This window comes from Halovibrio sp. HP20-59, from assembly GCF_033052795.2.
Lineage (GTDB): Bacteria > Pseudomonadota > Gammaproteobacteria > Pseudomonadales > Halomonadaceae > Vreelandella.
In genome coordinates this window covers 89762-113863 of record NZ_JAWJUW020000009.1, presented here as the reverse complement: position 1 = coordinate 113863, position 24102 = coordinate 89762, and the positions used below count along the sequence as shown (strand labels likewise).

The window sequence follows — 24102 nt, the reverse complement described above, 5'->3', positions numbered from 1 at the left end:
ATTTCTGCTAATTGACTAAGAGATTTACCATGGCCGAACGCCTCTACACACCTGACACCATTGCGGCGCTGGCAACCCCCCCTGGACGTGGCGGTGTGGGGATTATTCGCGTTTCTGGCCCCGCCTGCCGGGAAATCGCCCACGCCGTGATTGGGCACTGCCCTGCTCCTCGCTACGCTCACTACGGCACCTTCCAAGGCGCTGAAGGCAGCATTGATGAAGGCATCGCCTTAATCTTCAACGGCCCCCACTCTTTTACCGGGGAAGATGTACTTGAACTCCAAGGCCACGGCGGCCCAATTATTATGGACATGCTGCTGGAGCGCTGCGTGGCTCTGGGGGCGCGTTTGGCGCGGCCGGGAGAGTTTTCCGAACGAGCGTTTTTGAACGATAAGCTCGACCTGGCCCAGGCGGAAGCAATCGCCGATCTTATTGATGCCACCTCACGCTCAGCGGCAGAAAACGCCGTGCGCTCGCTGCAAGGCGAGTTTTCAAAACGCGTCTCTGCGCTGGTGGAGCGGTTGATCGAACTGCGCATCTACGTTGAAGCAGCGATAGACTTCCCGGAAGAGGAGATCGACTTTTTGGCCGATGGCCACGTTGCCCAGCACTTAAGCAGCGTCCAGCAGGCGCTGAGCGACGTACGCCAGTCAGCAGGCCAAGGTGCACTGCTGCGCGAAGGTATGAGCGTGGTCATTGCCGGGCGGCCAAACGCCGGTAAATCCAGCCTACTCAATGCGCTGACCGAACAAGATACTGCCATTGTGACGGATATCGCAGGCACGACCCGGGATGTACTTCGTGAGCATATCCATATCGACGGTATGCCGCTGCATATTATCGATACAGCAGGTTTGCGTGATACACCTGATGCGGTCGAGAAAATTGGTGTCGCTCGCGCCTGGGTCGAAATAGAGAAAGCCGACAGGGTGCTGCTACTGGTGGATGCCAGCATCACCGATTCGACTGATCCCATGGCTATCTGGCCCGAGTTTGTCGCCCGCCTGCCCGACCAGCAGCGCTTGACGTTAGTACGTAATAAGATCGATACCAACGCAGAACCGCCTGGATTAGATTTATCCACAACGCCCCCCACCGTAAGGTTGTCTGCTAAAACAGGCGAGGGTGTGGATAACTTAAAAGCGCACCTGAAGGATGTGGTGGGCTTTGCCGCCACGACCGAGGGTCGCTTCTCCGCTCGCCGGCGCCACCTTGACGCCCTAGATCGGGCCATGACCGCGCTTAATACTGGTCGCGCCCAGCTTGATGGCTATGGCGCAGGTGAATTGCTCGCTGAGGATCTACGCGATGCTCAGCAGGCATTGGGCGAGATCACTGGTGAATTCAGCGCCGATGACCTGTTGGGCGAGATTTTCAGTAGTTTCTGTATCGGTAAATAGCAACGCTGCTGGATATACCGCTACTCTCCCACCCACCAATCCGCCTGGTAGCGGCTGGTAGCGCCTAGTAACGGGGTAATTTCCGCCATAGCAGTGGTTAGGCGCTCTTCCAGCCCCCAAGGCGGGTTAATCACCAGCATACCGCTACCGTACATACCGTGAGCCTGCGCATCGGGTTCACGCAGTAACAGCTCGCTGCGCCATATCTTACGTATGCCGCTCGCCTTTAACGCATCTAACAAAACGTGATGATGGTCAGCGGGCAGCAGCGGATACCAGATCAACACCACGCCGTGGCGGGCCTTTTCCAGTGTGTAGATAGCCGCATCGGCGACCTCCTGGTACTCCGCTTTGCGCTCATAGCTTGGGTCAATCAATACGCAAAGCCTGGGCGTGGTCACCGGCAGCATCGCGGTTAGCCCTACCAGCCCATCGCCATAAACGCGCTGGGCCTGCATGGGGAGCGCCTGGGCGTTCAAGTGCTGATGCTCGCCTGGGTGGAGCTCATAAAGCCGCAGCCGATCTTGTTTACGCAGCGGCTGGCTCAGCCACCACGGGGAACCAGGGTAGTGCGTCAATTCATGATTAGCTGACTGCGCGCTGGCAATAGTGCTTAGCCAAGAGGTGAGTAGCGTGCCGGTAAGCCGTTCACGCTGCTGCCATAGTGGCCAGACGCCTTCACGGTATTCCTGTAGCCGTTGAGTCTCTTTGGTCGCTAATGGATAAAGGCCTCGACCCGCATGTGTGTCTATATATGTAATGGCGGTTTTTTTACGTAATAGGTAATCAGTCGTCGCGTAAAGTGTCAGGTGTTTATGCACATCGGCAAAGTTACCGGCGTGGTAAGCATGTTGGTAAGACAGCATGGTAAATCGTCCGCAGAAAAAATAAAAAAAGCCCGCTATGGGAGCATAGCGGGCTTTGAGCGGCAATGGTCAGATTAACCGGACGCGTTTAACCTTGGCCTTGGCCATCGCCGGTTGGCGTCAGCGTGATTTCGACACGACGGTTCTGGGCTCGGCCCTGCTCGGTATCATTGCTGGCAACCGGCTGAGTGGCGCCATAACCGGAAGTGTTAAGACGGGTAGAGGAAACACCGTTCTGGGATAAATAGCTACCTACCGCCTGAGCACGGCGCTCTGAGAGACGCTGGTTGTAGCTCGCATTACCAGTGCTATCGGTATGACCAGCAATATTAACGCGGGTATCCTGATACTGAGTGAGCACATTAGCGACTTGGTTAAGCGAGCTACGCGCTTCGCTGGTAAGATCGGCAGAGTCAAAGCCAAAGGTAACGCCGCTAGGCATATTGAGCACGATATCGTCGCCTCGGCGATCAATCTCAATGCGTGACCCTTGCAGGTTTTCACGCAGCTGTTGCTCTTGACGATCCATGTAAACACCAATACCCGCGCCGGCTGCAGCGCCCACTGCTGCGCCAATCAAGGCCCGATCACGGCGGCTAGTACTGCCATCACCGGAAAGCGCGCCAGCAGCAGCACCGACCACGGCGCCAATTCCAGAGCCCATCGCGGTGCTAGAGCGTTGCGTTTGGCCACCGTAAGGATCCGATGTCGCACAGCCTGCTACTAAAATAGCGGCGGCCAACGGTGTTAGTAGTCGAGAAATACGCATCACTCACTCCTTGTTTGTCTTCGGTATGTCTTTTTGTTTATCGCTTATCGCTGCTCAATCATCACTGATCAATGCCAGCAACTCGTTCAAGAATAATAGACCTTGGGGCGATGCACGCAGTTTTTCAGGCATTTGCATTAAAAGTCCTTTTTGTTGGGCAGATTGTAACCGTGTTAGCAACATAGCATCTTGTTGCCCGGTATTGGCTGCCCAGGTGCCCAGAGTAACACCCTGGGTAAGCCGCAGAGCGTTCATGGCAAACTCAAGCGGCAGCTCTTGTGGATTTATTAACTGCTTACCCGCAGTAAAACCGCGCAAGTCATTAATACGTTTTAAGTAAGCATCTGGTTGGCGGGTTTTCCAACGCCGCTCAATGCGCCATTCCCCATTTTCATCAATATGGCTCAGCTTGCCATGGGCACCGGCACCAATACCCAGGTAGTCGCCAAATTCCCAATAGTTAAGATTATGCCGGCTCTGGTAGCCAGCGGTGGCATACGCCGAAATCTCGTAGCGCTCAAATCCAGCACGCTCTAAACGTTGATGGCCGCTATCCTGGATATCCCAAAGCGCTTCTTCCTCCGGAAGTAGCGGCGGATTGGAGTGAAAGGCGGTGTTTGGCTCTAACGTTAGTTGGTACCAAGAAAGGTGCTCTGGCGCCAGCGCCAACGCTTGCTCGATATCGTCCATCGCCAATTGAGGCGTTTGCCTCGGCAAGCCGTGCATTAGATCAATATTAATATTGGTAAATCCCGCCTGTCGCGCTTGAGCCACCGCCGTAACGGCTTCCTGGCCGCTGTGGATACGTCCAAGCGCATGAAGCTGAGCCGGGTTAAAACTCTGAATGCCCAACGAGAGGCGATTAATACCAGCGTCCCGATAGCCAATGAAACGCGCTTGCTCGGTGGTGCCAGGATTGGCCTCTAAGGTAATCTCGATATTATTCGCAAAGGGCAACCGGGCGTTAATTTCTGTCAGTAGGCGGTTATAAAACCGAGGTGAAAGCAGGCTCGGTGTGCCACCACCAATAAAAATGGTGTGTATTTCTCGTCCTGCCGCCAACGCAAGGTCACCGTCTAAGTCTTGTAGCAATGCATCAAGATAAGCGGTTTCGGGTAATTCACGCGGCGTAAACCCGTGGGTACCCGGTTCGTGAGAGTTGAAATCACAATATGGGCATTTACGCACGCACCACGGCGTGTGGATATACAACGACAAGGGCGGTAGCGTATCAACCATGCGCCACCTTCAGTAACTCCACCAACCCTTGCAAGGCACGCCCACGATGACTCAGCCGATTTTTGCTTTCGCTGGGTAGCTCGGCAACGCTCATACCCTGATCGGGTAGCCAGAACAGTGGATCATAGCCGAATCCTCCCGTTCCTCTCGGATGAGCAAGAATCTCGCCTTCCCAACTGCGCTGTACAATCACGGGTACCGGGTCTTCGGGATGGCGTAAATACACCAACACACACCAATAGCGGCCACTGCGCTGACCTTCTGCAGACTCACTTAACGCAGCGAGTAATTTTTGATTATTTTTTTCATCGCTTTTAGGTTCGCCAGCGTAGCGTGCTGAGTAAATACCGGGGGCACCGTCCAGCGCATCCACTTCAAGCCCTGAATCGTCAGCCAGCGCAGGAAAACCACTGACCAAGCTCGCTTCACGGGCTTTCAACAGTGCATTTTCTACAAAGGTCAAGCCGGTCTCTTCGACATCCTGAACACCAAAGTCTGCTTGAGGGCGAATATTAAAACCCAAAGGTGAAAGTAATTGATTGAATTCAATTAATTTTCCCGAATTTCCGCTGGCAAGTACAAGGGTATTGACTGCTGACATGACGTTCACTCCAAACAATAGGACATTAGTTTACGCGCTCATTGAAAGTATCAAAAGCCAGCAAAATGTTACACGTCGTAAACTTGCCACGATGTCGAATTTTTCCTTAAAATAACTATATTTTTCATATATTTAATATATTTTTAATCAAAAAATACCAAGCAATTATATTTACTTTTTCCATTATTTTAATAACATAACTTTACGCAGAGCGTCTTATAGGCAACACTAAAACCATAGCTTGCCGACTTTTTCATTTCATGAGGGCCTTTCAATGTCGCAAGATAAACCTACTGGGACGGTGTACATTATTACCGAAAAAAGCCCACAGGTTCAGCTATTTGCTGAATATTTAAACGACCACACTGGCTGCCCGGTACATATTTATCCGCCAAGCCAACCCCTGCCTACTTCTTCTGAAGGAAGTGCGTTGATCCTTATTGACAGTGATCACATTGGTGTGGACGCCTTACCCGAATGGCAAGAGCAGCTTCCAGAAGCGATGGCGAAAACACCATTAGCCGCTATTAATATAAATAATATAGATCACGCCCTTGAGGCCCTTTCTTGTGCCCAACTGAAAGGTGTTTTTTACCGTAACGAAAGCCTTGAAGTGATTTGCAAAGGTATTCACGCTCTATTGGGCGGGGACCTGTGGATGTCACGGGAATTAATGGCACGTTTGATTCTGTTTTATCGCAAGTATCAAAGTAACGCCTTCCGCCCCACCTGTGGTTTGACTAATCGTGAAATGGAGATCATTTCGTTGCTTAGCGCTGGCTCATCTAATCAGCAAATTGCCGAGAAACTTTTTGTCAGTGAACATACCGTTAAATCTCATCTTTATAATATTTTCCGAAAAATCAATGTGCACAACCGAATTCAAGCGCTCAACTGGATTCATCAAAATTTAGGTCCCATCTTGCCTAACATTGAAACCGCACGCAGCTTGCAGCGCCATAAATAACATTAAGCACATGTAGGAAAGTCATAACCACGTTTTACCTGCCGGTCACCCATTCAGTTTATCGAGCTACCTTTCCAGGGATTTGTGCTAATCAGCGCTAAGAAGGCTGAGTAGCAACGCTGGGTGGAACATACACCGCCAAACCAATGGTTAAATTAGCTTACTAACTATCACCTAACAAAGGCGCCGCTCATTGAGAGCGGCGCTTTTACTTTTGAAACAGTACAAGCTTAAAGTTGCTTTCTGTCACATAACGGCAAAGGCTTTTTCGGCCGCATCTAAGGTGAACTGAATATCTTCCGGGCTATGGGCGCTAGACATGAAGCCCGCCTCAAAAGCCGAAGGTGCCAAGTAAACGCCATGATCAAGCATCGCCCCAAAGAAGCGGCGGAAAGCATCCGGGTTACAAGCGGTGGCTTGGGCAAAATTATCCACACGGCTTTGAGAGGTAAAGAAGACACCGAACATGCCGCCTGCCGACTGCGTCATCATCGGCACTCCCGCCGCATTAGCACGCTCTTGCAGACCGGTGCAGAGGGTATTAACCCGCTGGCTTAGCGCATCGTGAAACCCCGGCACCTGTAGCTTTTTCAACAGGGTAACACCTGCGGCCATGGCCAGCGGGTTCCCCGACAGCGTGCCCGCATGATAAACCGGCCCTAGTGGCGAGATATTCTGCATAATCTCATGCTTACCACCAAAAGCACCCACCGGCATGCCGCCACCCACAATCTTACCCAAGCAGGTTAAATCAGGAATGACACCGTAATGCGCCTGAGCACCGCCCAGTGCGACACGAAACCCGGTCATTACTTCGTCAAAAATTAGCAGGCTGTCGTGCTCATTACACACCCGGCGCAGCGTCTCAAGAAACCCTGGCTGCGGGGGGATGCAGTTCATATTGCCAGAAACCGGCTCAACGATGATGCAGGCAATCTGATCACCTATCTCGGCAAAGCACGCTTCTACCCCTTCAGGGTCGTTATACGATAGCGTAATGGTGTGTTCGGCCAGCGAAGCGGGTACCCCCGGTGAGCTGGGAACGCCGTGGGTAAGCGCTCCCGAACCGGCTTTTACCAGTAGCGAATCCGAGTGACCATGATAATTGCCTTCAAACTTAACGATTTTATCGCGCCCGGTGGTGCCTCGCGCTAAGCGAATGGCTGACATTGTTGCTTCGGTGCCTGAGCTCGTCATACGCACCATCTCCATGGAAGGAATCATCTCGCAGATGAGGTCCGCCATGGTGGTTTCCATTGCCGTTGGGGTGCCAAACGAAAGCCCATTATCCAAACGGGTACGCACCGCGTCTAATACGTCTGGATCAGCATGGCCGGTAATCATGGGCCCCCAGGAGCCGATATAATCAACGTAACGGTTCCCTTCCACATCAAATAAGTAGGCTCCCTGAGCACGCTCCATGAACACCGGCGGACGGTGTAGACCTTTAAACGCCCGAACAGGTGAATTCACGCCGCCTGGAATGTGGCGACTGGCTAGATCGAATAGTTCAGCTGATGTGGACATGGCATCCTCTAAATAAAAAGCGTAAGACGATAAGGTTAAAAGCGAAAGGCGTGTGTAACGCGGTTAGGCAAACACTGGCCACTAGATGGCTGAAAACCTTGAGACAAACTTTGCCAGGTAAAGTGCTGTGCTTGCTCACACGCTGTTAATAAACGTTCACCGACGGCTAATCGAGCTGCAATAGCCGAAGCAAGCGTGCAGCCAGAACCATGAAACTGTTCAGGCAAGCGCGGCCACTGCCACTGGCGGGTAGTGTCAGGCGAGTGCAGGGTATGCACTACCTGCTGATCATTGTTGGTTAACGGCTCATCCGTGGTCGTTACTAGGATAGCTTGGCACCCTTGGGACATTAGAGCGACGGCCCGGGCGGTATCATCGAAAGGTGACATCAGAGTGGGAGTGAGCTGCCCTAGCTCAGAGCGATTGGGCGTTAAGATATCCACAAGAGGTAATAAGCGATCGACATACAGTTGGCGTAATTGGGCTGTGGATAACTCAGTGCCTCCACCGGCACTAAAGACGGGATCTGCCACTACCGGGATACCGGGAAAACGACGAATTATCTGCTCTGTTGCACGCAACGTCGCTTCGTCAGCAAGCAAGCCAATTTTAATCGCCGCTACTTGCATCTCACTAAGCACCTCGGCCATTTGGCGCATTGCGTTAGGATCACTGGGTATCACGCGTGTCACGTTGTGGCAATTCTGTACCGTTAGCGCAGTAGGGATAGTGACCGCCCAGCCACCACAGGCCGCAATCGCCTCACTATCAGCGATTAAGCCGGCGCCGCCGGTCGGGTCGTGCCCGGCGAGTACCAACACCACGGGAGGAAGCGGTCGGCGCATCAAAAGGGCTTCACAACGGCAAGCAGAATAATCGCCAATAGTGCAATTACCGGCGCTTCGTTAAACCAGCGGAAAAAAACATGGCTTTTGCTGCAACGATCTTGGGCAAACTGCTTCAAATAGATCAAACAAACGTGATGATAGGCAATCAGTAGCGCCACTAGCGCCAGTTTGGCGTGCATCCACCCCTGGCTAAACCACTCGGGCACCAGGTAGAGCATCCAGCCGCCAAACACCAGTACCGCAATCATTGATGGCGTCATGATACCCCGATAAAGCTTACGCTCCATGGTTTTGAAATAGCTGATCGCCTGCTCATCACCATTATCACGCGCAGTGGCGTGATACACATAAAGCCGGGGTAAATAGAACAGCGCAGCGAACCAGGTCACCACGGCGATTAAGTGAATAGCCTTTACCCATAGGTACATTGTTGCTCCTTAAAGTGATGAATCCTGCTTGCTTTTATCAGTGTCACGGTCACGGGTGTCGGCACTGCGCGGGTCAGTGTAATGATAATAACGCTCAATGGCGTCACGCGTGATAATACCTGAAATTCGCCGTTGTTTAGGGCGGTACCCATGCACAACATACAACGCCCCCAGGGCGTTATCCTGGAGCTTTAAGAACGCTTCGGAAAGCGTTGCTTGCAAGCCAATCGGCGCCAGCTCCAAGCGCTGCCCAGGAATTTCCAGTAGATCAATAAGTTCATCTTCAGGCGGTTCTTTACCCTGCAGCGCCTCATCGTGCTCAAGCAGCCAGCGCGCCAGCTCGGCGGCTTTTAGTGCCAACACCGGTTTTTCTTCGCTTGAGCGTTCAATCACTAGCCATACCGGGTTCGTTTCAAGCAAAAAGCGCGCTTGGTCCGGCGTAATCATGCGTGCGGTACGCACCAGTTTTCGTTCCATTACCGCGGGAACTGACACGCGTGAGAGTGCCTGCATCAAGGGCTGTTGCAGAGGGTGCAGCCCGTAACGCACAGAGCTGATAAAAAAGCCTTCGCAACCAGTAAGCTGACGCGAGGTAAGGCACGCGACGACCACCGCCAGCATTCCAGGGAGCATGATACTCGGCGTGTGGGTTAACTCCAAAAGCGCCATCAGCGCGGCAAGGGGTGCCTGCAACACCGCACCCATCATTGCGGCCATTCCTAGCATGGCATAAATACCTGGATTAGCCGCTTTGTCTGGCCATAACCAGGCACCCAACAAACCAAACAGCGCGCCAGTGGCAGCCCCCACAACCAGCAGTGGGCCGATAATACCGATGGGCACACCGCCCGCCACCGTCAGTGCAGTAATCAACAGTTTGGCAATCATTAGTGCCACAAGCACTTTAATTTCCAACTGATTGTTAAGCGCTGCCGCAACGCTGTCGTAACCAATGCCTTGCACTTGGGGGAACCACCAAGCGACGGCGCCAGTGGCAATCCCTACCAGCCCCAAACGCACCCAAAGCGGCCACGCTTGCACCCGCTCGCTGCGCGAAATATGGATAAACAGACCGGCGAGCAGACCAATGACCAATCCGGTGACCACAATCCACGGTAGGTTAACCAGCGAGCCCAGTGCGACCTCAGGAATACGAAAGGCCGGCTCATTGCCATAAACCAGCTGCGCCACCAGCGCGCCCATCGTGGAGGCCAAAATGACGGGCATAAAGCTCATCAAGGTGTACTCCATCATCACCACTTCCATGGCGAAGATCACCCCGGCAATAGGGGTGTTGAAGGAAGCTGAAATACCCGCAGCGGTGCCGCACGCCACCAGCACTCTCAGGCTGTTATTGGGTAAGCGAATCTGCTGGCCTAATCCGCTGGCCGCGGCTGCGCCTAAATGAATGGCCGGGCCTTCCCGGCCCGCAGAAAGTCCGCCCAATACCACCACCACCCCTACCCACCACTGATTTAGCCAGTTGCGAAGTGGAAAACGCCCTTGATGGTAAGTTAACCGCTCGATGACATGGCCGACGCCCAGCTTTCGCGCCGCTGGCTTTTGGCGATAAAGCAGCAACCCTACGATGGTGACCGCTAACATGGGTAGCAGCGAACGCAACCACGGTGCCATGCTTTCAAACGCTTCGGGGTCGCCGTCGGTCATATACAGCGCAGCACCGGTTTCCAATAACAGCCGAAAGACGACCATCACGGCGCCCGTAATGACCCCGGAGACGAGCCCCAGCACACACAGCTGCGGAAGCGCATCGACATTGGCCAACTGACGACGGAAACTCTCTAGAGTGAAATCCGAGCGGGAAAAACGCGCCACAGCGACCTTCCTTGTTTTGGATTTAGTATTTTACCTGGGTCTGATTATTCACTTGGTCTGAATGTTCTTATCTATTTATCCTCTTGTGTATCATAGCTAGATACGCTTCGACAGCCCTCAGTAATGCGCTTAGGCTGTTACAATTGAGGCAAACGTAACTAACAGCTTTAGAAACCATTCTGCGTAACCCGCAAGGAGTTATTTGTGATTAAGGTCGGCATTGTCGGCGGTACCGGTTACACCGGGGTTGAATTACTGCGGTTACTCGCCCAGCACCCCCACGTCAACGTCGCCGCGATTACCTCGCGCTCGGAAGCAGGCGTCAAAGTCTGCGATATGTATCCTAACCTGCGCGGCCATTACGACACGCTGGCGTTTAGCCAACCAGATGGCAAACAGCTAGGCGCCCTGGATGCGGTATTTTTCGCCACTCCCCACGGCGTTGCCCACACGCTTGTCGGTGAGTTACTTGATAACGGCACCCGGGTGATCGATTTGTCGGCCGATTTCCGCCTACGCGATGCCGACGAGTGGAGCCACTGGTACGGCCAGCCCCATGGCGCACCCGAGCGTCTTGAACAGGCCGTTTACGGCTTACCCGAAATGCACCGGGATAAAATCAAAACCGCGCAGCTAATTGCCGTTCCCGGCTGCTACCCCACGGCGGTTCAACTGGGTTATTTGCCACTATTGGAAGCGGGATTAATCGATCACCAGCAACTGATTGCCGACTGTAAATCTGGCGTTACTGGTGCGGGCCGTGGCGCTAAGGTGGGTTCACTGCTTGCCGAAGCCAGCGAATCAATGAAAGCCTACGGGGCTTCGGGACACCGCCACCTGCCGGAGATTAGCCAAGGGCTTAAAGATATTCAGCAATCCGCCGTTGGGTTAACCTTTGTGCCTCACCTCACGCCGATGATCCGCGGTATTCACGCGACCTTATACAGCCAATTAAACGCCGAGCCGGGCGACCTGCAGGCTCTCTTTGAGCAGCGCTACGCCAGTGAGCCGTTTGTCGATGTGATGCCCGCAGGAAGCCACCCGGAAACGCGCAGTGTCAAAGGGATTAACACTTGTCGCCTGGCGGTCCATCGCCCCAGCGGCGGCAACACGGTTGTGGTGCTATCGGTCATTGATAACTTGGTCAAAGGCGCCTCGGGTCAGGCAATTCAAAACCTTAACCTGATGTTTGGCTTTGAAGAGGATACCGGCCTCACCGCTCCCGCGATAATGCCTTAAACACTTCACAAATCAGCAGGTAGTGCCAACTCATTCCCAGCAATAGTTGACCAATTTGCTGGGAATTACCCATAATCACTACCCAATGCCGATTTATTCGTTCTTTAAGCTCGCGGGAGGTACCCATGAGCAGTGCAGAAGCCTTTGTTCCAACGCCACTACTCTTGTCTGACAGTGCACGAAAACGTATTAATGCACTGATTGCAGAAGAGAATAATCCGGCCTTAAAGCTGCGGGTCTACGTGACCGGTGGCGGCTGTTCGGGTTTTCAGTACGGCTTCGACTTTGCTGACAATGTCGCCGACGATGACACCATCATACAATTTGGTAACGCTGCCTTGGTAGTCGATCCACTCTCTTACCAATATTTAGTCGGTTCCACCGTCGATTACGAAGAAGGCCTGGCGGGCGCCCGTTTTCGCGTACAGAACCCTAACGCCACAACCACTTGCGGCTGCGGCGCTTCCTTCATGGTCTAAACAGCGTTGGTTAACAACGCCCCCCGTGACTTGACGCCTTGTCGGTTTCTCGCCAAGGTTGATAGGTCAACATCGGCTTAAAGGGTTATTGACACAGCTCATCGTGCAGAACTCTGCTATAAGCTTCAAAAAACACGGGGAAACGTATGAAAACAGTATTACCAATCAGCCTTACTAAAACGTCGCTGGCGCTGGCACTCGGATTGGGCAGTGCCACAGCGGCCATGGCTCAGACGCCAACCGTTAATGTGGCCACTGACCCAAGCTTTGTGCCGTTTGAAATGATGGATCAAGAAACCGGTGAAATGATCGGCTTCGATATGGACATCATCAACGAGGTGGCCGATCGTGCCGGCTTTGAAGTCAACCTCACCACCATGGAGTTCTCCGGGATTATTCCTGCCGTGCAAACCGGTAGTCAGGAGATCGCCATTGCCGGTACCACCATTACCGAAGAACGCGCGGAAGTCGTCGATTTCTCCGACCCCTACTATGATTCGGGTCTGCGGATTATCGTACGCGCCGATAACGACGATATTTCTACACTTGAAGACCTGGAAGGGCACAGCGTAGCGACCAAAATCGGCTCGACTAGCTACGACTTTCTTCAAGAAGAGCTAGGCGATGACGCCGACATCACCCCCTACCCCGCTACTGCCGACATGTACATGGCGCTATTAGGCCGTAACGTCGATGCTGTTCTTTATGATGCCCCTAACGTCGCTTACTTCTCGCAAACCCGCGGAGAAGGCCGCACCAAGGTCGTTGGCCCGCTCTATGAAGGCCAACAATACGGCATCGTCTTCCACAAAGGCAGTGAATGGGTAGAACCCACCAATGAAGCCCTCGCCGCTATGCAAGAAGACGGCACATACGACGAAATCTACGCAAAGTGGTTTGGTGAAGCACCTAGCGAAGAGTGAGTGTAACAACTCACTGTTAGCGTAATAACTTTACAGGGCCGGGTGGCCACAGCCCCCGGCCCTGCTGCGTTCTTAATTGTTTTTTGTTTCAGGAGATTATGCGTGGAAGTCACCTTTCAGTTTGATTGGTCGGCAGCGTTCGGGTCTATCCCTTACCTGCTGCCGGGTATTCCCTGGACGCTGCTTATCTCGTTTGGCGGCCTCGCCATCGGATTCTTTATCGGAATATTCTTTGGCCTATTACGTATTAGCCCCCTGCGTTGGCTACGCTGGCCAGCCATTGTTTACGTCGAAGTCTTCCGCGGTACGCCCATCCTGGTCCAGGTGCTGTTTATTTTTTACGGTTTGCCACAGCTATTGGGAGGCCCCATTAACGCCCTAGTGGCCGGTATCGCCGCCATTGCCGTCAACTCGGGGGCTTACATCTCTGAAATAGTACGGGGCGGTGTACAGTCTATCGAACGCGGCCAGAGCGAGGCCTCGCTCTCGCTAGGACTCTCCCGCACTCAGGCGTTTCGCTATGTAATTTGGCCACAGGCATTCCGGCGTATGATTCCCGCGCTGGGTAATCAGAGCATTATCAGTATCAAAGACACATCGCTATTTTCAGTCATTGGTGTTGGCGAATTAGTACGCCAGGGACAAATTTATATCGCCACAACCTTCACCGCCCTTGAGGTCTATTTCATGGTCGCGTTGATGTATCTAGCGATCACCTGGACGCTCTCAATCCTGCTGCGCCAGCTAGAGCGCAGAGGCTTGGCTGGATAATAAGGACACGCGTAATGAACGATACAACGCCGCCAATTGTGCGTATGCAACAGCTCAATAAGCATTTTGGCAACTTGCACGTACTCAACAACATTGACCTCGACATTGTGCCTGGCGAAGTGGTCGTGATTATCGGTGCCAGTGGCTCGGGTAAATCGACACTGATTCGCTGTATAAACGGCTTGGAAGAGTTTCAGTCGGGCAATCTGGTCGTCGATAGCAGCGAACTTCTGCCCTATGGAAAGAGCACCCAAGCGCTGCAAACTATTCGCACGGAGGTGGGTATGGTCTTTCAGCAGTTCAATCTTTTCCCCCATCTCAGTGTGCTCGACAACGTTACCCTAGCCCCCATGAAAGTACGCGGTTTGAGTCGTGATGACGCCATCAGTAGCGCCACACGGCTACTTGATCGCGTGGGTATCGCCGACCAAGCTGACAAGTACCCCAGCCATCTCTCAGGCGGCCAACAACAGCGTGTGGCGCTGGCCCGCGCCTTGGCCATGGAACCGCGCCTTATGCTGTTTGACGAGCCCACATCGGCGCTTGACCCGGAAATGATCGGTGAAGTGCTTGATGCCATGCGCGAGCTGGCCAAGGAGGGTATGACCATGGTGATTGTTACCCATGAAATGGGCTTTGCCCGCGAAGTCGCCGACCGGGTTATTTTTATTCATAAAGGCGAAATTGCTGAACAGGGCCCCCCTGAAAAGCTGTTCGATACACCGCAACATGAGCGCACCCAATCCTTCCTGGCACGGGTACTTAAGCACTAGATGTAATCACATAATGCACTAGCGAAGGCCTGCGTTCGGCACCTAAATACCTCATTTGCTAATGCTAAATTGCGCTTTTTTACCGGCCTGTCCACGTGACAGGCTTTTTTTTGCCTGTGGATAAACTTTTTTTACTTTGCTCATCTAATCCTCTGTAAGGCCTACCCTGTGAGTCGCTTAGCGTTAGCTCCACAACACGCTCAGGTTGTTCACAGATACGGTAACAACCCAGGTACTGGCCAGTGGATAAAGCGTGCTTAACTATCTCTGTGGATAAGGCCGCATTTCATCCACAGGCTTAACCCCCTTTCTGCCCAGGCAGTCCCGCTTTCAAACACGTAGAAGTCAACAATATAAACTAATGAAATTTGAAAGAATAAATTGGTTATACACAGAAATTGTCCACACTAGTAATTACAACATTTACAGAACTTCTTTTAATTTATATTTATGTTGTTATTAATAGAGGCTCTCTGGTGAATTGGGGTGTGGAAAAACCTGACGGTTACCCACAGGGGGTTTATACTGCCCCGCTCATTGATCTACGGTGCTCATGTCTGGAACCGACTGCACCGGTTCACATCATCCGTGCCGATAGGCACAAGACGAGGTGTCTCTTGAACTACCCCGACCGCTTTGACGTGATTGTCATCGGCGGTGGCCATGCGGGAACTGAAGCCGCACTGGCCTCTGCTCGCATGGGCTGTCAGACCCTGCTGCTCACCCATAACATCGAAACGCTGGGCCAAATGTCGTGTAACCCCGCGATTGGCGGCATCGGCAAAAGCCATTTGGTCAAGGAAATTGATGCACTGGGCGGCGCCATGGGGCTTGCCACGGATTTAGCCGGTATCCAATTTCGCGTGCTCAATGCCAGCAAAGGGCCTGCCGTCCGGGCAACCCGTGCCCAAGCAGACCGTATTCTTTACAAAGCCGCGATCCGTAGCCTGTTGGAAAACCAGCCAAATTTAACGATTTTCCAGCAAGCTGCTGGCGATCTCGTTGTGGATAACGACACCGTGCGTGGAGTCGTAACGGAAACCGGCATTCGCTTTCACGCCGACAGCGTTGTGCTGAGTACCGGAACGTTTTTAGGTGGTGTGATTCACATTGGCATGGATCAAAGCAAAGGCGGCCGAGCGGGCGACCCGCCCTCCAACGCACTGGCCGAACGGCTTCGGGCGCTGCCGTTTCGCGTTGACCGGTTAAAAACCGGCACCCCACCGCGCATCGATGCCAAAAGCGTGGATTTTTCTCAGTTGGAAGAGCAGCCAGGCGATACGCCAACGCCGGTAATGTCTTACCTCGGCTCACGAGATAATCACCCCCAGCAGGTCAGTTGCCATATCGCGCATACCAATCAGCAGACCCACGAGCTGATCTTGGCAAATCTTGATCGCTCGCCGATGTATTCGGGCGTCATCGAAGGGATTGGGCCGCGCTATTGCCCATCAATCGAAGACAAAGTTCATCGCTTTGCCGATAAATCCAGCCATCAGGTGTTTATTGAACCCGAAGGCTTAAATACTCACGAGCTGTATCCCAATGGGATTTCAACCTCGCTGCCGTTTGACGTGCAAATTCAAGTAGTGCGCTCCATCAAGGGTTTGGAAAACGCCCATATCACGCGGCCTGGCTACGCGATCGAGTATGATTTTTTTGATCCACGAGACTTAAAACACTCGCTAGAAACCAAATTTATCCACAACCTGTTTTTTGCTGGTCAAATCAACGGCACGACCGGCTACGAAGAAGCCGGTGCTCAAGGTTTGCTAGCAGGCCTGAATGCCGCTCGCCGTTCCCAGGAGCTGGACGCTTGGTACCCTCGCCGCGACGAAGCCTACCTGGGCGTATTGGTCGATGACCTGATTACCATGGGTACCAAAGAGCCCTACCGTATGTTTACTTCCCGCGCGGAATATCGTTTGCTGCTGCGTGAAGATAATGCAGATTTACGCTTAACCGCAGCGGGTCGCGAGCTGGGTCTTGTCGACGACCACCGCTGGGCCGCCTTTAGTCAAAAGCGCGAAGCCATCGAGCAAGAGAACGCGCGGTTAAGTACGATATGGATTCAGCCGGGAACGCCAGCCGCTCAACAAGTCGCCGAAAAAACCGGTGCGCCGTTGACGCGTGAATATCGTCTGAGTGATCTGCTCAGACGCCCTGAACTGAGTTACCGCGATTTGGCCAATCTTCCCGGCATCGAGGGCACCCTGGTCACCGATCCAGCAGTCGCCGAACAAGTGCAGATTCAGGCTAAGTATCAAGGCTATATCGATCGCCAGCAGGATGAAATCGACAAACTCAAGCGCCATGAAGCGACACCCTTGCCGGCAGAGTTGGACTATTTGAAAGTAGAAGGCTTGTCCAACGAAATTCGCCAAAAACTGGCCGAAGCGCGGCCGGAAACGCTCGCTCATGCAGCGCGTATTTCAGGCGTTACGCCAGCGGCAGTTTCAATTTTGCTGGTGCATCTCAAAAAGCGTCGCTTGGTGGCAGCGGCTGAGGTAGTGAACGGATGAGTTCGCTTACCGGGTTGACGAAAGATTTACCTGCCAGCATTGCGCCACGCCTGGATCAAGGACTTAGCCAATTAGCGTTAAGCGTCAACGGGCGTCAACGCGAACAGCTGCTAGGCTTACTAGCACTGTTGCACAAGTGGAATCGGGCTTATAACCTCACGGCGGTACGCGATATTGATGAAATGGTGTCGCGCCATGTGCTAGATAGCGCCGCCGTTAGGCCTTTCGTGTCAGGGCCTCGCCTACTGGACGTGGGTGCGGGACCGGGGCTCCCGGGGTTGGTATTAGCTATTTTGATGCCGGAACTTGCGGTGACACTGCTGGATAGTAATGGCAAAAAAGTACGCTTCCAGCGCCAAGCGGTGATGGAACTAGGGCTTGAAAACGTAACGCCTGTTCAGGCGCGGGTGGAACAGTTTAAGGCTGCCGCTTTCGATCAGGTAATTTCCCGAGCCTTTGCCAGCCTAGTGGATTTTGTCACGCTTACCCGTGAACTGCCCACTGACGATGGCCAATGGCTTGCCATGAAAGGGCCGGGAGCGGACGACGAACTGCGCGATCTGCCCCCGGGTATTCAATTGCACTCGCGCCATCTGCTCGCAGTGCCCTTTGAAACGGCCCAGCGGCAACTGCTGATATTGAAAGCTGAACGTTGATTCTGACCCCAGGAAGGAGTTGAGTAAGTGAGCCAAATTATTGCCCTGACCAACCAAAAAGGCGGCGTGGGCAAAACCACCTCGGCTGTTAACCTGGCGGCCAGTCTCGCAACACTCGACCGTCGTGTGCTGTTAGTCGATCTTGACCCGCAAGGCCATGCCAGCATGGGCAGCGGCATCGACAAATACGAGCTCGATAAAAGCGTGCTGGATGTGCTGCTAGGCGAAGCAACGGCTGCTGAGACCATTATTAAAAAGCTGGCGGTCAATTACGACGTGCTGCCGGGGAACGGCGATCTCACCGCCGCCGAAGTCGAGCTTTTAGACCGCGACAAAAGCGAGAGCTGCTTAACCACCGCGCTTTCTTCGGTGGCCAATGAGTATGATGTGGTGTTAATTGACTGCCCCCCTTCGCTGAATATGCTCACTGTCAACGCTCTAGCAGCATCCGATAGCGTGCTGATCCCGCTACAATGCGAGTTCTATGCCTTAGAAGGGTTATCGGCGCTGCTTGATACCGTTGAGCAGATTAAGCAAAACGTAAATCCTGACCTAGCGATTGCGGGTATTTTGCGCACGATGTACGACAAGCGCACCAGCTTAACGCGTGAAGTCGACAAACAGTTGCGCGACTACTTCGGTGAAATCTTGTTAAAAACCACGATTCCCCGCAACGTTAAAGTCGCCGAAGCGCCGAGCCATGGTTTACCCGTGACCCAATATGCACGTTTCTCACGTGGCAGCCAAGCCTATCGTGTGCTGGCAAAAGAGATGATTCGTCGTCTTTCACTGTAATACTCTTCACTTCAACTCTTCAATTCAAAAAAGGGGCGCTGAAAAAATGAGGGAAAGCGAATGACGCGTAAACCCGCGCTGGGACGTGGCCTGGATGCCCTGATTGGTGCCGGTGCCCGTCGCCGTGACAGCTTAGAACCTGCCGGTAGCGGCACGCCTTTAGCGCTTACTGAAACAGCGCATAATGCTGTGGCCGACGACGTTAGCGAAGATCGCCTTGAACGTCTGCCGTTAGGGCAATTGACCCGCGGTAAGTATCAGCCGCGCCGCGATATTCAGCCCGAAGCGCTAGAAGAGTTAGCGGACTCCATTCGCGCACAGGGTGTAATGCAACCCATCGTCGTGCGCCCAATCGGTGTGGATCGCTACGAAATTATTGCTGGTGAGCGCCGTTGGCGGGCAGCCCAGCTTGCTGAGCTAGACGTCATCCCAGCGGTTATTCGTGAAGTCAGCGATGAAGTTGCCCTGGCACTGGCGTTAATTGAAAATATTCAGCGTGAAAACCTCAACGCCATCGAAGAAGCCATGGCGCTCAAACGCTTGGGTGAAGAATTTGAGCTTACCCAACAGCAGATCGCCGACGCGGTAGGTAAATCTCGCACCCAGGTGGCTAACCTGTTACGCCTGTTAGCGTTAGACCCGGAAGTGCAAACTCTGCTTGAGCGCGGTGATCTTGATATGGGCCACGCACGGGCGTTGTTATCGCTCAACAGTGCCCAACAGCGTCAGGTAGCCCATGAAGTGGTCAATAATGACATGACGGTGCGGGCCACCGAAGCGCTGGTAAAAAAAGTCCAAACCAGCCAAGCACCGACCAAAACGCCTAGTCGGCAAAGCAAGCAGCCCGATGTGGCCAAGCTCGAAACGCATCTTGGTGAGCTGCTGGGTGCGCCTGTCTCCATTGATCATGGCCAAAAAGGCAAAGGGAAATTAATAATACGCTATACCAGCCTTGAAGAGTTGGATGGCATCTTAAATCATATTAAATAGCAGGCTATACAATATCGCGTAAGAAGGGCGCATGTTTTCCCCCTTTGGTCGCAAATAAGGCCTTAAGCATGCAAAATTGGTGCGACTTCGGTTGAAGGTGTGGTAGCGCTTCCCTATAATCGCGCAAGATTTGTGCAGGTTGCCTTGGTTTGTCGAATCATCAGCTTGTCGAGGTATTGGTTTTTAATCAGTGAGGCTGGGCCGGTATGCAGCGATACGAAACCCAGCGACGAAAAGCCTATGTCTTTCGACTTACTATCTCGCAACTGATAATTACGTTTATTGGCATGTTGGCAGCTTACCTCGTCGCAGGTACGGAAGGCATGTCATCGGTTTTTAAAGGAGCGTTGGTAGCTTTATTACCACATGCTTTTTTTATCAAGCGAATGGGCGTTTTACGTGCGAGTAGTCCTTCGAAAGCTGCGATGCGCCTATTTCGCGCCGAAGCAGGCAAGTTTGGTTTGACGGTGGCACTGTTTGTAACAGTGTTCGTGGCAGCGCCCCCCTCAAACCCCGCTTTCTTTTTTTATGCTTATGTTGCGGTTGTTCTAACGCATTGGCTTACGCCTTGGTTAATGCCAAAAAACGCTAATGTCTAGAAAATTGCACAACTGATTGAGGTGATACATCCATGGCCGCAGGAAACGAAGTCTCAACGACTTACTATATCCAGCACCACTTGCAGAACCTAACCTTTGGCAACCATCCTGAAAATGGCTGGTCGCTGGCACACTCTGCGGAAGAAGCAAGTGAAATGGGCTTTTGGGCCATTCACTTAGACACCATGGGATGGTCCATCGCCATGGGTTTGCTGTTTATCTGGATTTTTCGCAAAGCAGGTAAAATGGCCACTACCGGCGTGCCATCAGGGCTGCAAAATGCGGTTGAAATGGTGTTTGAATTTATCGAGAACATGATCCAAGGAACGTTTAAAGGGCGTAATCCGATTATTGCCCCATTGGCCTTAACGCTGTTCGTGTGGATATTCTTGATGAACTCGCTAAAAATAATTCCGGTGGATTTCTTCCCGGTATTGTTTGCCAAGCTTGGCGTTGATTACATGAAAATCGTCCCTACCACGGACGTCAATGCCACCCTTGGTATGGCGCTGGGCGTTTTCTGCCTGATTCTCTACTACAGCTTTAAGGTTAAAGGTGTAGGCGGTTTTGCCAAAGAGTTGTCTTTCACGCCTTTCAATCACTGGGCACTGATTCCCTTCAACCTTGTATTGGAAATCGTCGCTTTGCTGGTCAAGCCCTTCAGTTTGGCGATGCGTCTATTCGGCAATATGTTTGCCGGCGAAGTGATCTTCATCTTGATCGCCATGCTGCCGTTCTGGGCTATCTGGGTACTGGATGTGCCATGGGCTATTTTCCATATTTTGATCGTTACGTTACAGGCGTTCATCTTTACTGTGCTGTCCATTGTTTACCTAAGCGCAGCGCACGAACATCACTGAAGTAAGCACTGTTTGTAAGACAACACCCTTAAACCCTCAACCTTAGATAACTTGAAAAACTAGGAGCATTACCATGGAACTTATCTACATTGCAGCTTCCATCATGATCGGTCTCGGCGCTCTAGGTACCGGCATTGGCTTCGCCATTTTGGGTGGCAAACTGTTGGAATCTACAGCGCGTCAGCCTGAACTGGGTGACCAACTGCAAACCAAAACCTTCCTAATGGCCGGCCTGCTGGACGCCGTTCCGATGATCGGTGTTGGTATCGCAATGTACCTGATCTTCGTTGTTGCCGGTTAATGACTGCTGAGCCGAGCGTTAAACGCTCGGTTTTGTTTCACTCCGGTCGCCACGAACTTGTCAGAGGTACATTCCTGTGAATATCAACATGACGCTAATCGGGCAGACGATCGCCTTCGCGATCTTTGTCTGGTTTTGCATTAATTATGTGTGGCCTCCGATCAGCAACGCGCTTCATGAGCGTCAAAAGAAAATTGCTGATGGCTTGGACGCAGCTAGTCGTGCTAACCGTGATCTTGAGCTTGCTCAAGAACGCGCTGAGCAGACGTTGCGTGAAAGCAAGGAGCAAGCTTCGCAAATTCTTGAGCAGGCCAACAAGCGCTCTGCCCAGATAGTTGAAGAAGCCCGCGAACAGGCCCGCGCAGAAGGCGAACGCCTTGTAGCCAGCGCACGTTCAGAGATTGAGCAAGAAGTGAATCGCGCTAAGGATGAACTTCGTGCCCAGGTCTCATCTCTCGCCGTTATGGGTGCCGAGCGTGTTCTTGAAGCGTCGGTCGACGAACAAGCGCATCGCAAGTTACTCGATGAGCTTGCTGCTGAACTGTAAGGAGGTGAACCATGGCGGAATTACTGACCGTCGCTCGTCCTTACGCTAATGCAGCGTTCGAATACGCGCGTGATCATGATGCGCTGGATAGCTGGTCACAGGCGCTAAGTTTTTTAAGCGTTGTGGTCGCTGACAGCGATGTTCGTCGTTTGCTGGGCAGCCCAAAAATCGAAAACGCGCAAAAAGCATCTCTACTAGCCGATATGATACCTGGCGAGCAAGATGACGCTTTACAGCGTTTTTTAGATATTTTGGCAGACAAAGGTCGTTTGATGTCACTTTCATCAATCGCTGTACAGTTCGAGCACCTACGTGCCGAACATGAGCAGCGTGTTGAAGTGAACGTCATTTCTGCTTACAAGCTAGATAGTAAGCAGAAAACCAAGCTAGCGAACGCGCTCAAGAAACGTCTGAATCGCGAAATCTCCATTACTACTCAGGTGGACAAGTCGCTTATCGGCGGCGTCATCCTGCGTGCTGGCGACACCGTTATTGACGGCTCCGTACGTGGTCGATTGAACCGCCTTTCCGAAGCGCTAACCGCTTGAGTCTGAGGGACATGGCATGCAGCAACTGAATCCTTCCGAGATCAGCGACATCATCAAGCAGCGAATTGAAAAGCTTGACGTCGCATCCGAAGCCCGTAATCAGGGCACCATCGTCACTGTTTCCGACGGTATCGTGAAAATTCACGGCCTCGAAGATGCGATGTTTGGTGAAATGATTGAATTCCCCAACAGCGTTTTTGGCATGGTACTCAACCTGGAGCGTGACTCCGTAGGTGCCGTCGTGCTAGGTGACTACCTGCTGCTTGAAGAAGGCATGACCGCTAAATGTACCGGTCGCATTCTTGAAGTGCCGGTAGGCCCTGAGCTGATTGGCCGCGTTGTCGACGCGCTGGGTAATCCTATCGATGGTAAAGGCGATATTAACGCCAAGATGACCGATGCCGTTGAGAAAGTGGCGCCGGGCGTTATCACTCGCCAATCTGTTGATGAGCCGATTCAAACCGGTCTGAAGTCGATTGATGCCATGGTGCCAATCGGCCGTGGTCAGCGTGAGCTGATCATCGGTGACCGCCAGATTGGTAAGTCCGCCATTGCCATTGATGCCATCATCAACCAAAAAGGCAAAGGCGTAACCTGTGTTTACGTGGCGATTGGTCAGAAGCAGTCGACCATTGCCAACGTGGTGCGCAAGCTCGAAGAGCATGGCGCCATGGAGCACACTATCGTCGTCGCCGCCGGTGCTGCCGACCCCGCACCGATGCAGTTCCTGGCCGCCTACTCCGGCTGCACCATGGGCGAATACTTCCGCGACCGCGGTGAGAACGCGCTGATTGTGTATGACGACCTTTCCAAGCAGGCCGTTGCTTACCGTCAGGTATCGCTGCTGCTGCGTCGTCCACCGGGCCGTGAAGCTTATCCCGGTGACGTTTTCTACCTCCACTCGCGTCTACTCGAGCGTGCGGCACGGGTTAACGTCGATTACGTCGAGAAGTTCACCAATGGCGAAGTGAAAGGCAAAACCGGCTCCTTGACCGCGCTGCCGATCATCGAAACCCAGGGCGGCGACGTTTCGGCCTTCGTTCCGACCAACGTGATCTCGATCACCGATGGCCAGATCTTCCTGGAAACCAACCTGTTTAACTCGGGTATTCGTCCGGCCATTAACGCCGGTCTATCGGTTTCTCGTGTAGGTGGTTCGGCGCAAACCAAAATCATTAAAAAGCTCGGCGGTAGTGTTCGTCTAGCCTTGGCCCAGTACCGTGAACTGGCAGCCTTCTCGCAGTTTGCGTCGGACCTTGATGAAGCCACACGTAAGCAGCTTGAACACGGTCAGCGTGTTACCGAGCTGATGAAGCAGAACCAGTACTCGCCGATGTCGATTGCTGAGATGGCGCTCTCGCTGTATGCCGCCAACGAAGGCTTCCTGGATGATGTCGATGTCAACAAAGTGTTGGACTTCGAGCGTGCGCTGCATGATTACATGAAGTCAGAACACGCTGATCTGCTCGACAAGATCAACCAGAGCGGCGACTACAACGGTGAGATCCAGGACAGCTTGAAGTCGGGTCTCGAGAAGTTCAAGGCGACTCAGAGCTGGTAATGTCTGGCCCGCCTGTGATGGGCGGGTTTGCATGCTTTCTGAGAGCCACGAACGAAG

General features: G+C 52.9%; 25 protein-coding genes. 17 read left to right on the top strand and 8 right to left on the bottom strand.

The genetic code is table 11. From position 1 onward, the window contains the following. Nucleotides 1–29: 29 nt before the first annotated feature. Nucleotides 30–1400, top strand: a complete 1371-nt coding sequence (gene mnmE, locus RZA33_RS11980) for a tRNA uridine-5-carboxymethylaminomethyl(34) synthesis GTPase MnmE (protein ID WP_317507947.1) — start codon at nt 30–32, stop codon at nt 1398–1400. 20 nt (nt 1401–1420) lie between these two features. On the opposite strand, the gene RZA33_RS11975 is transcribed toward mnmE, so the two are convergent. From RZA33_RS11975 to rdgB, 4 genes are all read right to left on the bottom strand, one after another. Next, entirely contained in the window at nt 1421–2266 is an 846-nt protein-coding gene (locus RZA33_RS11975; protein ID WP_317507946.1) for a 23S rRNA (adenine(2030)-N(6))-methyltransferase RlmJ, read from the bottom strand. An 88-nt stretch (nt 2267–2354) separates the two neighbouring features. After that, nucleotides 2355–3035 carry an OmpA family protein gene (locus tag RZA33_RS11970; RefSeq protein ID WP_317507945.1) on the bottom strand — a complete coding sequence of 227 codons (681 nt, stop codon included), beginning with the start codon at nt 3033–3035 and terminating at the stop codon, nt 2355–2357. A 54-nt stretch (nt 3036–3089) separates the two neighbouring features. After that, nucleotides 3090–4274: a radical SAM family heme chaperone HemW gene (gene hemW, locus RZA33_RS11965; protein WP_317507944.1), complete on the bottom strand. Its 1185-nt coding sequence runs from the start codon at nt 4272–4274 to the stop codon at nt 3090–3092. Next, nucleotides 4267–4875 (bottom strand): RdgB/HAM1 family non-canonical purine NTP pyrophosphatase, encoded by a 609-nt coding sequence (gene rdgB / locus RZA33_RS11960; protein ID WP_317507943.1) that lies wholly within the window; start codon nt 4873–4875, stop codon nt 4267–4269. Before rdgB ends, hemW begins: the two co-directional genes overlap by 8 nt. 274 nt (nt 4876–5149) lie before the next feature. Between rdgB and RZA33_RS11955 the strand changes: the two genes are divergently transcribed. Beyond that, on the top strand, nt 5150–5842 hold the full coding sequence (locus RZA33_RS11955; RefSeq protein ID WP_317507942.1) for a response regulator transcription factor: 693 nt from the start codon (nt 5150–5152) through the stop codon (nt 5840–5842). 246 nt (nt 5843–6088) lie between these two features. Here the strand turns inward: RZA33_RS11955 and hemL are convergent, their stop codons facing one another. From hemL to RZA33_RS11935, 4 genes are read right to left on the bottom strand one after another with little or no spacing between them, the layout of a single operon-like run. Continuing rightward, the gene (hemL, locus tag RZA33_RS11950) at nt 6089–7369 is read right to left on the bottom strand and encodes a glutamate-1-semialdehyde 2,1-aminomutase (RefSeq protein ID WP_317507941.1); all 1281 of its coding nucleotides are present in this window, start codon (nt 7367–7369) and stop codon (nt 6089–6091) included. Nucleotides 7370–7404: 35 nt separating this feature from the next. Continuing rightward, nucleotides 7405–8214 carry a hydroxymethylpyrimidine/phosphomethylpyrimidine kinase gene (locus tag RZA33_RS11945; RefSeq protein ID WP_317507940.1) on the bottom strand — a complete coding sequence of 270 codons (810 nt, stop codon included), beginning with the start codon at nt 8212–8214 and terminating at the stop codon, nt 7405–7407. Continuing rightward, nucleotides 8214–8645 carry a protoporphyrinogen oxidase HemJ gene (hemJ, locus tag RZA33_RS11940; RefSeq protein ID WP_317507939.1) on the bottom strand — a complete coding sequence of 144 codons (432 nt, stop codon included), beginning with the start codon at nt 8643–8645 and terminating at the stop codon, nt 8214–8216. Before hemJ ends, RZA33_RS11945 begins: the two co-directional genes overlap by 1 nt. Before the next feature lie 9 nt (nt 8646–8654). Further along, a complete protein-coding gene (locus RZA33_RS11935) occupies nt 8655–10481 on the bottom strand; it encodes a chloride channel protein (protein WP_317507938.1) in 1827 nt (608 codons plus the stop codon). Between the two features lie 204 nt (nt 10482–10685). Here RZA33_RS11935 and argC point away from each other — a divergent pair, with 204 nt between their 5' ends. The 15 genes from argC (at nt 10686) to atpA (ending at nt 24045) form a co-directional block, all read left to right on the top strand. Continuing rightward, nucleotides 10686–11720, top strand: coding sequence for an N-acetyl-gamma-glutamyl-phosphate reductase (argC, locus tag RZA33_RS11930; RefSeq protein WP_317507937.1), 1035 nt, complete (start codon nt 10686–10688; stop codon nt 11718–11720). Nucleotides 11721–11845: 125 nt separating this feature from the next. After that, nucleotides 11846–12199, top strand: coding sequence for an iron-sulfur cluster insertion protein ErpA (gene erpA / locus RZA33_RS11925; RefSeq protein ID WP_317507936.1), 354 nt, complete (start codon nt 11846–11848; stop codon nt 12197–12199). A gap of 146 nt (nt 12200–12345) precedes the next feature. Next, nucleotides 12346–13122: a transporter substrate-binding domain-containing protein gene (locus tag RZA33_RS11920; protein ID WP_317507935.1), complete on the top strand. Its 777-nt coding sequence runs from the start codon at nt 12346–12348 to the stop codon at nt 13120–13122. A gap of 102 nt (nt 13123–13224) precedes the next feature. Further along, nucleotides 13225–13893: an amino acid ABC transporter permease gene (locus RZA33_RS11915; RefSeq protein ID WP_317507934.1), complete on the top strand. Its 669-nt coding sequence runs from the start codon at nt 13225–13227 to the stop codon at nt 13891–13893. A 14-nt stretch (nt 13894–13907) separates the two neighbouring features. Beyond that, complete coding sequence (locus RZA33_RS11910; protein ID WP_317507933.1) at nt 13908–14666, top strand: amino acid ABC transporter ATP-binding protein; 759 nt, start codon at nt 13908–13910, stop codon at nt 14664–14666. A 617-nt stretch (nt 14667–15283) separates the two neighbouring features. Further along, nucleotides 15284–17188, top strand: coding sequence for a tRNA uridine-5-carboxymethylaminomethyl(34) synthesis enzyme MnmG (gene mnmG / locus RZA33_RS11905; protein ID WP_317507932.1), 1905 nt, complete (start codon nt 15284–15286; stop codon nt 17186–17188). Further along, nucleotides 17185–17844 carry a 16S rRNA (guanine(527)-N(7))-methyltransferase RsmG gene (rsmG, locus tag RZA33_RS11900; RefSeq protein ID WP_317507931.1) on the top strand — a complete coding sequence of 220 codons (660 nt, stop codon included), beginning with the start codon at nt 17185–17187 and terminating at the stop codon, nt 17842–17844. The genes mnmG and rsmG overlap by 4 nt, the downstream gene beginning before the upstream one ends. A 27-nt stretch (nt 17845–17871) precedes the next feature. Continuing rightward, on the top strand, nt 17872–18639 hold the full coding sequence (locus RZA33_RS11895) for an AAA family ATPase (RefSeq protein WP_317507930.1): 768 nt from the start codon (nt 17872–17874) through the stop codon (nt 18637–18639). Nucleotides 18640–18699: 60 nt separating this feature from the next. Continuing rightward, nucleotides 18700–19629 carry a ParB/RepB/Spo0J family partition protein gene (locus tag RZA33_RS11890; protein WP_317507929.1) on the top strand — a complete coding sequence of 310 codons (930 nt, stop codon included), beginning with the start codon at nt 18700–18702 and terminating at the stop codon, nt 19627–19629. Nucleotides 19630–19835: 206 nt separating this feature from the next. Continuing rightward, nucleotides 19836–20228 (top strand): ATP synthase subunit I, encoded by a 393-nt coding sequence (locus RZA33_RS11885; protein WP_317507928.1) that lies wholly within the window; start codon nt 19836–19838, stop codon nt 20226–20228. A gap of 32 nt (nt 20229–20260) precedes the next feature. After that, nucleotides 20261–21088 (top strand): F0F1 ATP synthase subunit A, encoded by an 828-nt coding sequence (gene atpB / locus RZA33_RS11880; RefSeq protein WP_317507927.1) that lies wholly within the window; start codon nt 20261–20263, stop codon nt 21086–21088. Nucleotides 21089–21161: 73 nt separating this feature from the next. Continuing rightward, nucleotides 21162–21389 (top strand): F0F1 ATP synthase subunit C, encoded by a 228-nt coding sequence (gene atpE / locus RZA33_RS11875; protein WP_022521051.1) that lies wholly within the window; start codon nt 21162–21164, stop codon nt 21387–21389. A gap of 76 nt (nt 21390–21465) precedes the next feature. After that, nucleotides 21466–21936, top strand: a complete 471-nt coding sequence (locus RZA33_RS11870) for a F0F1 ATP synthase subunit B (protein ID WP_317507926.1) — start codon at nt 21466–21468, stop codon at nt 21934–21936. Between the two features lie 11 nt (nt 21937–21947). Next, on the top strand, nt 21948–22484 hold the full coding sequence (locus RZA33_RS11865; RefSeq protein WP_317507925.1) for a F0F1 ATP synthase subunit delta: 537 nt from the start codon (nt 21948–21950) through the stop codon (nt 22482–22484). 16 nt (nt 22485–22500) lie between these two features. After that, the gene (atpA, locus tag RZA33_RS11860; protein ID WP_317507924.1) at nt 22501–24045 is read left to right on the top strand and encodes a F0F1 ATP synthase subunit alpha; all 1545 of its coding nucleotides are present in this window, start codon (nt 22501–22503) and stop codon (nt 24043–24045) included. The last annotated feature ends 57 nt before the right edge of the window (nt 24046–24102 follow it).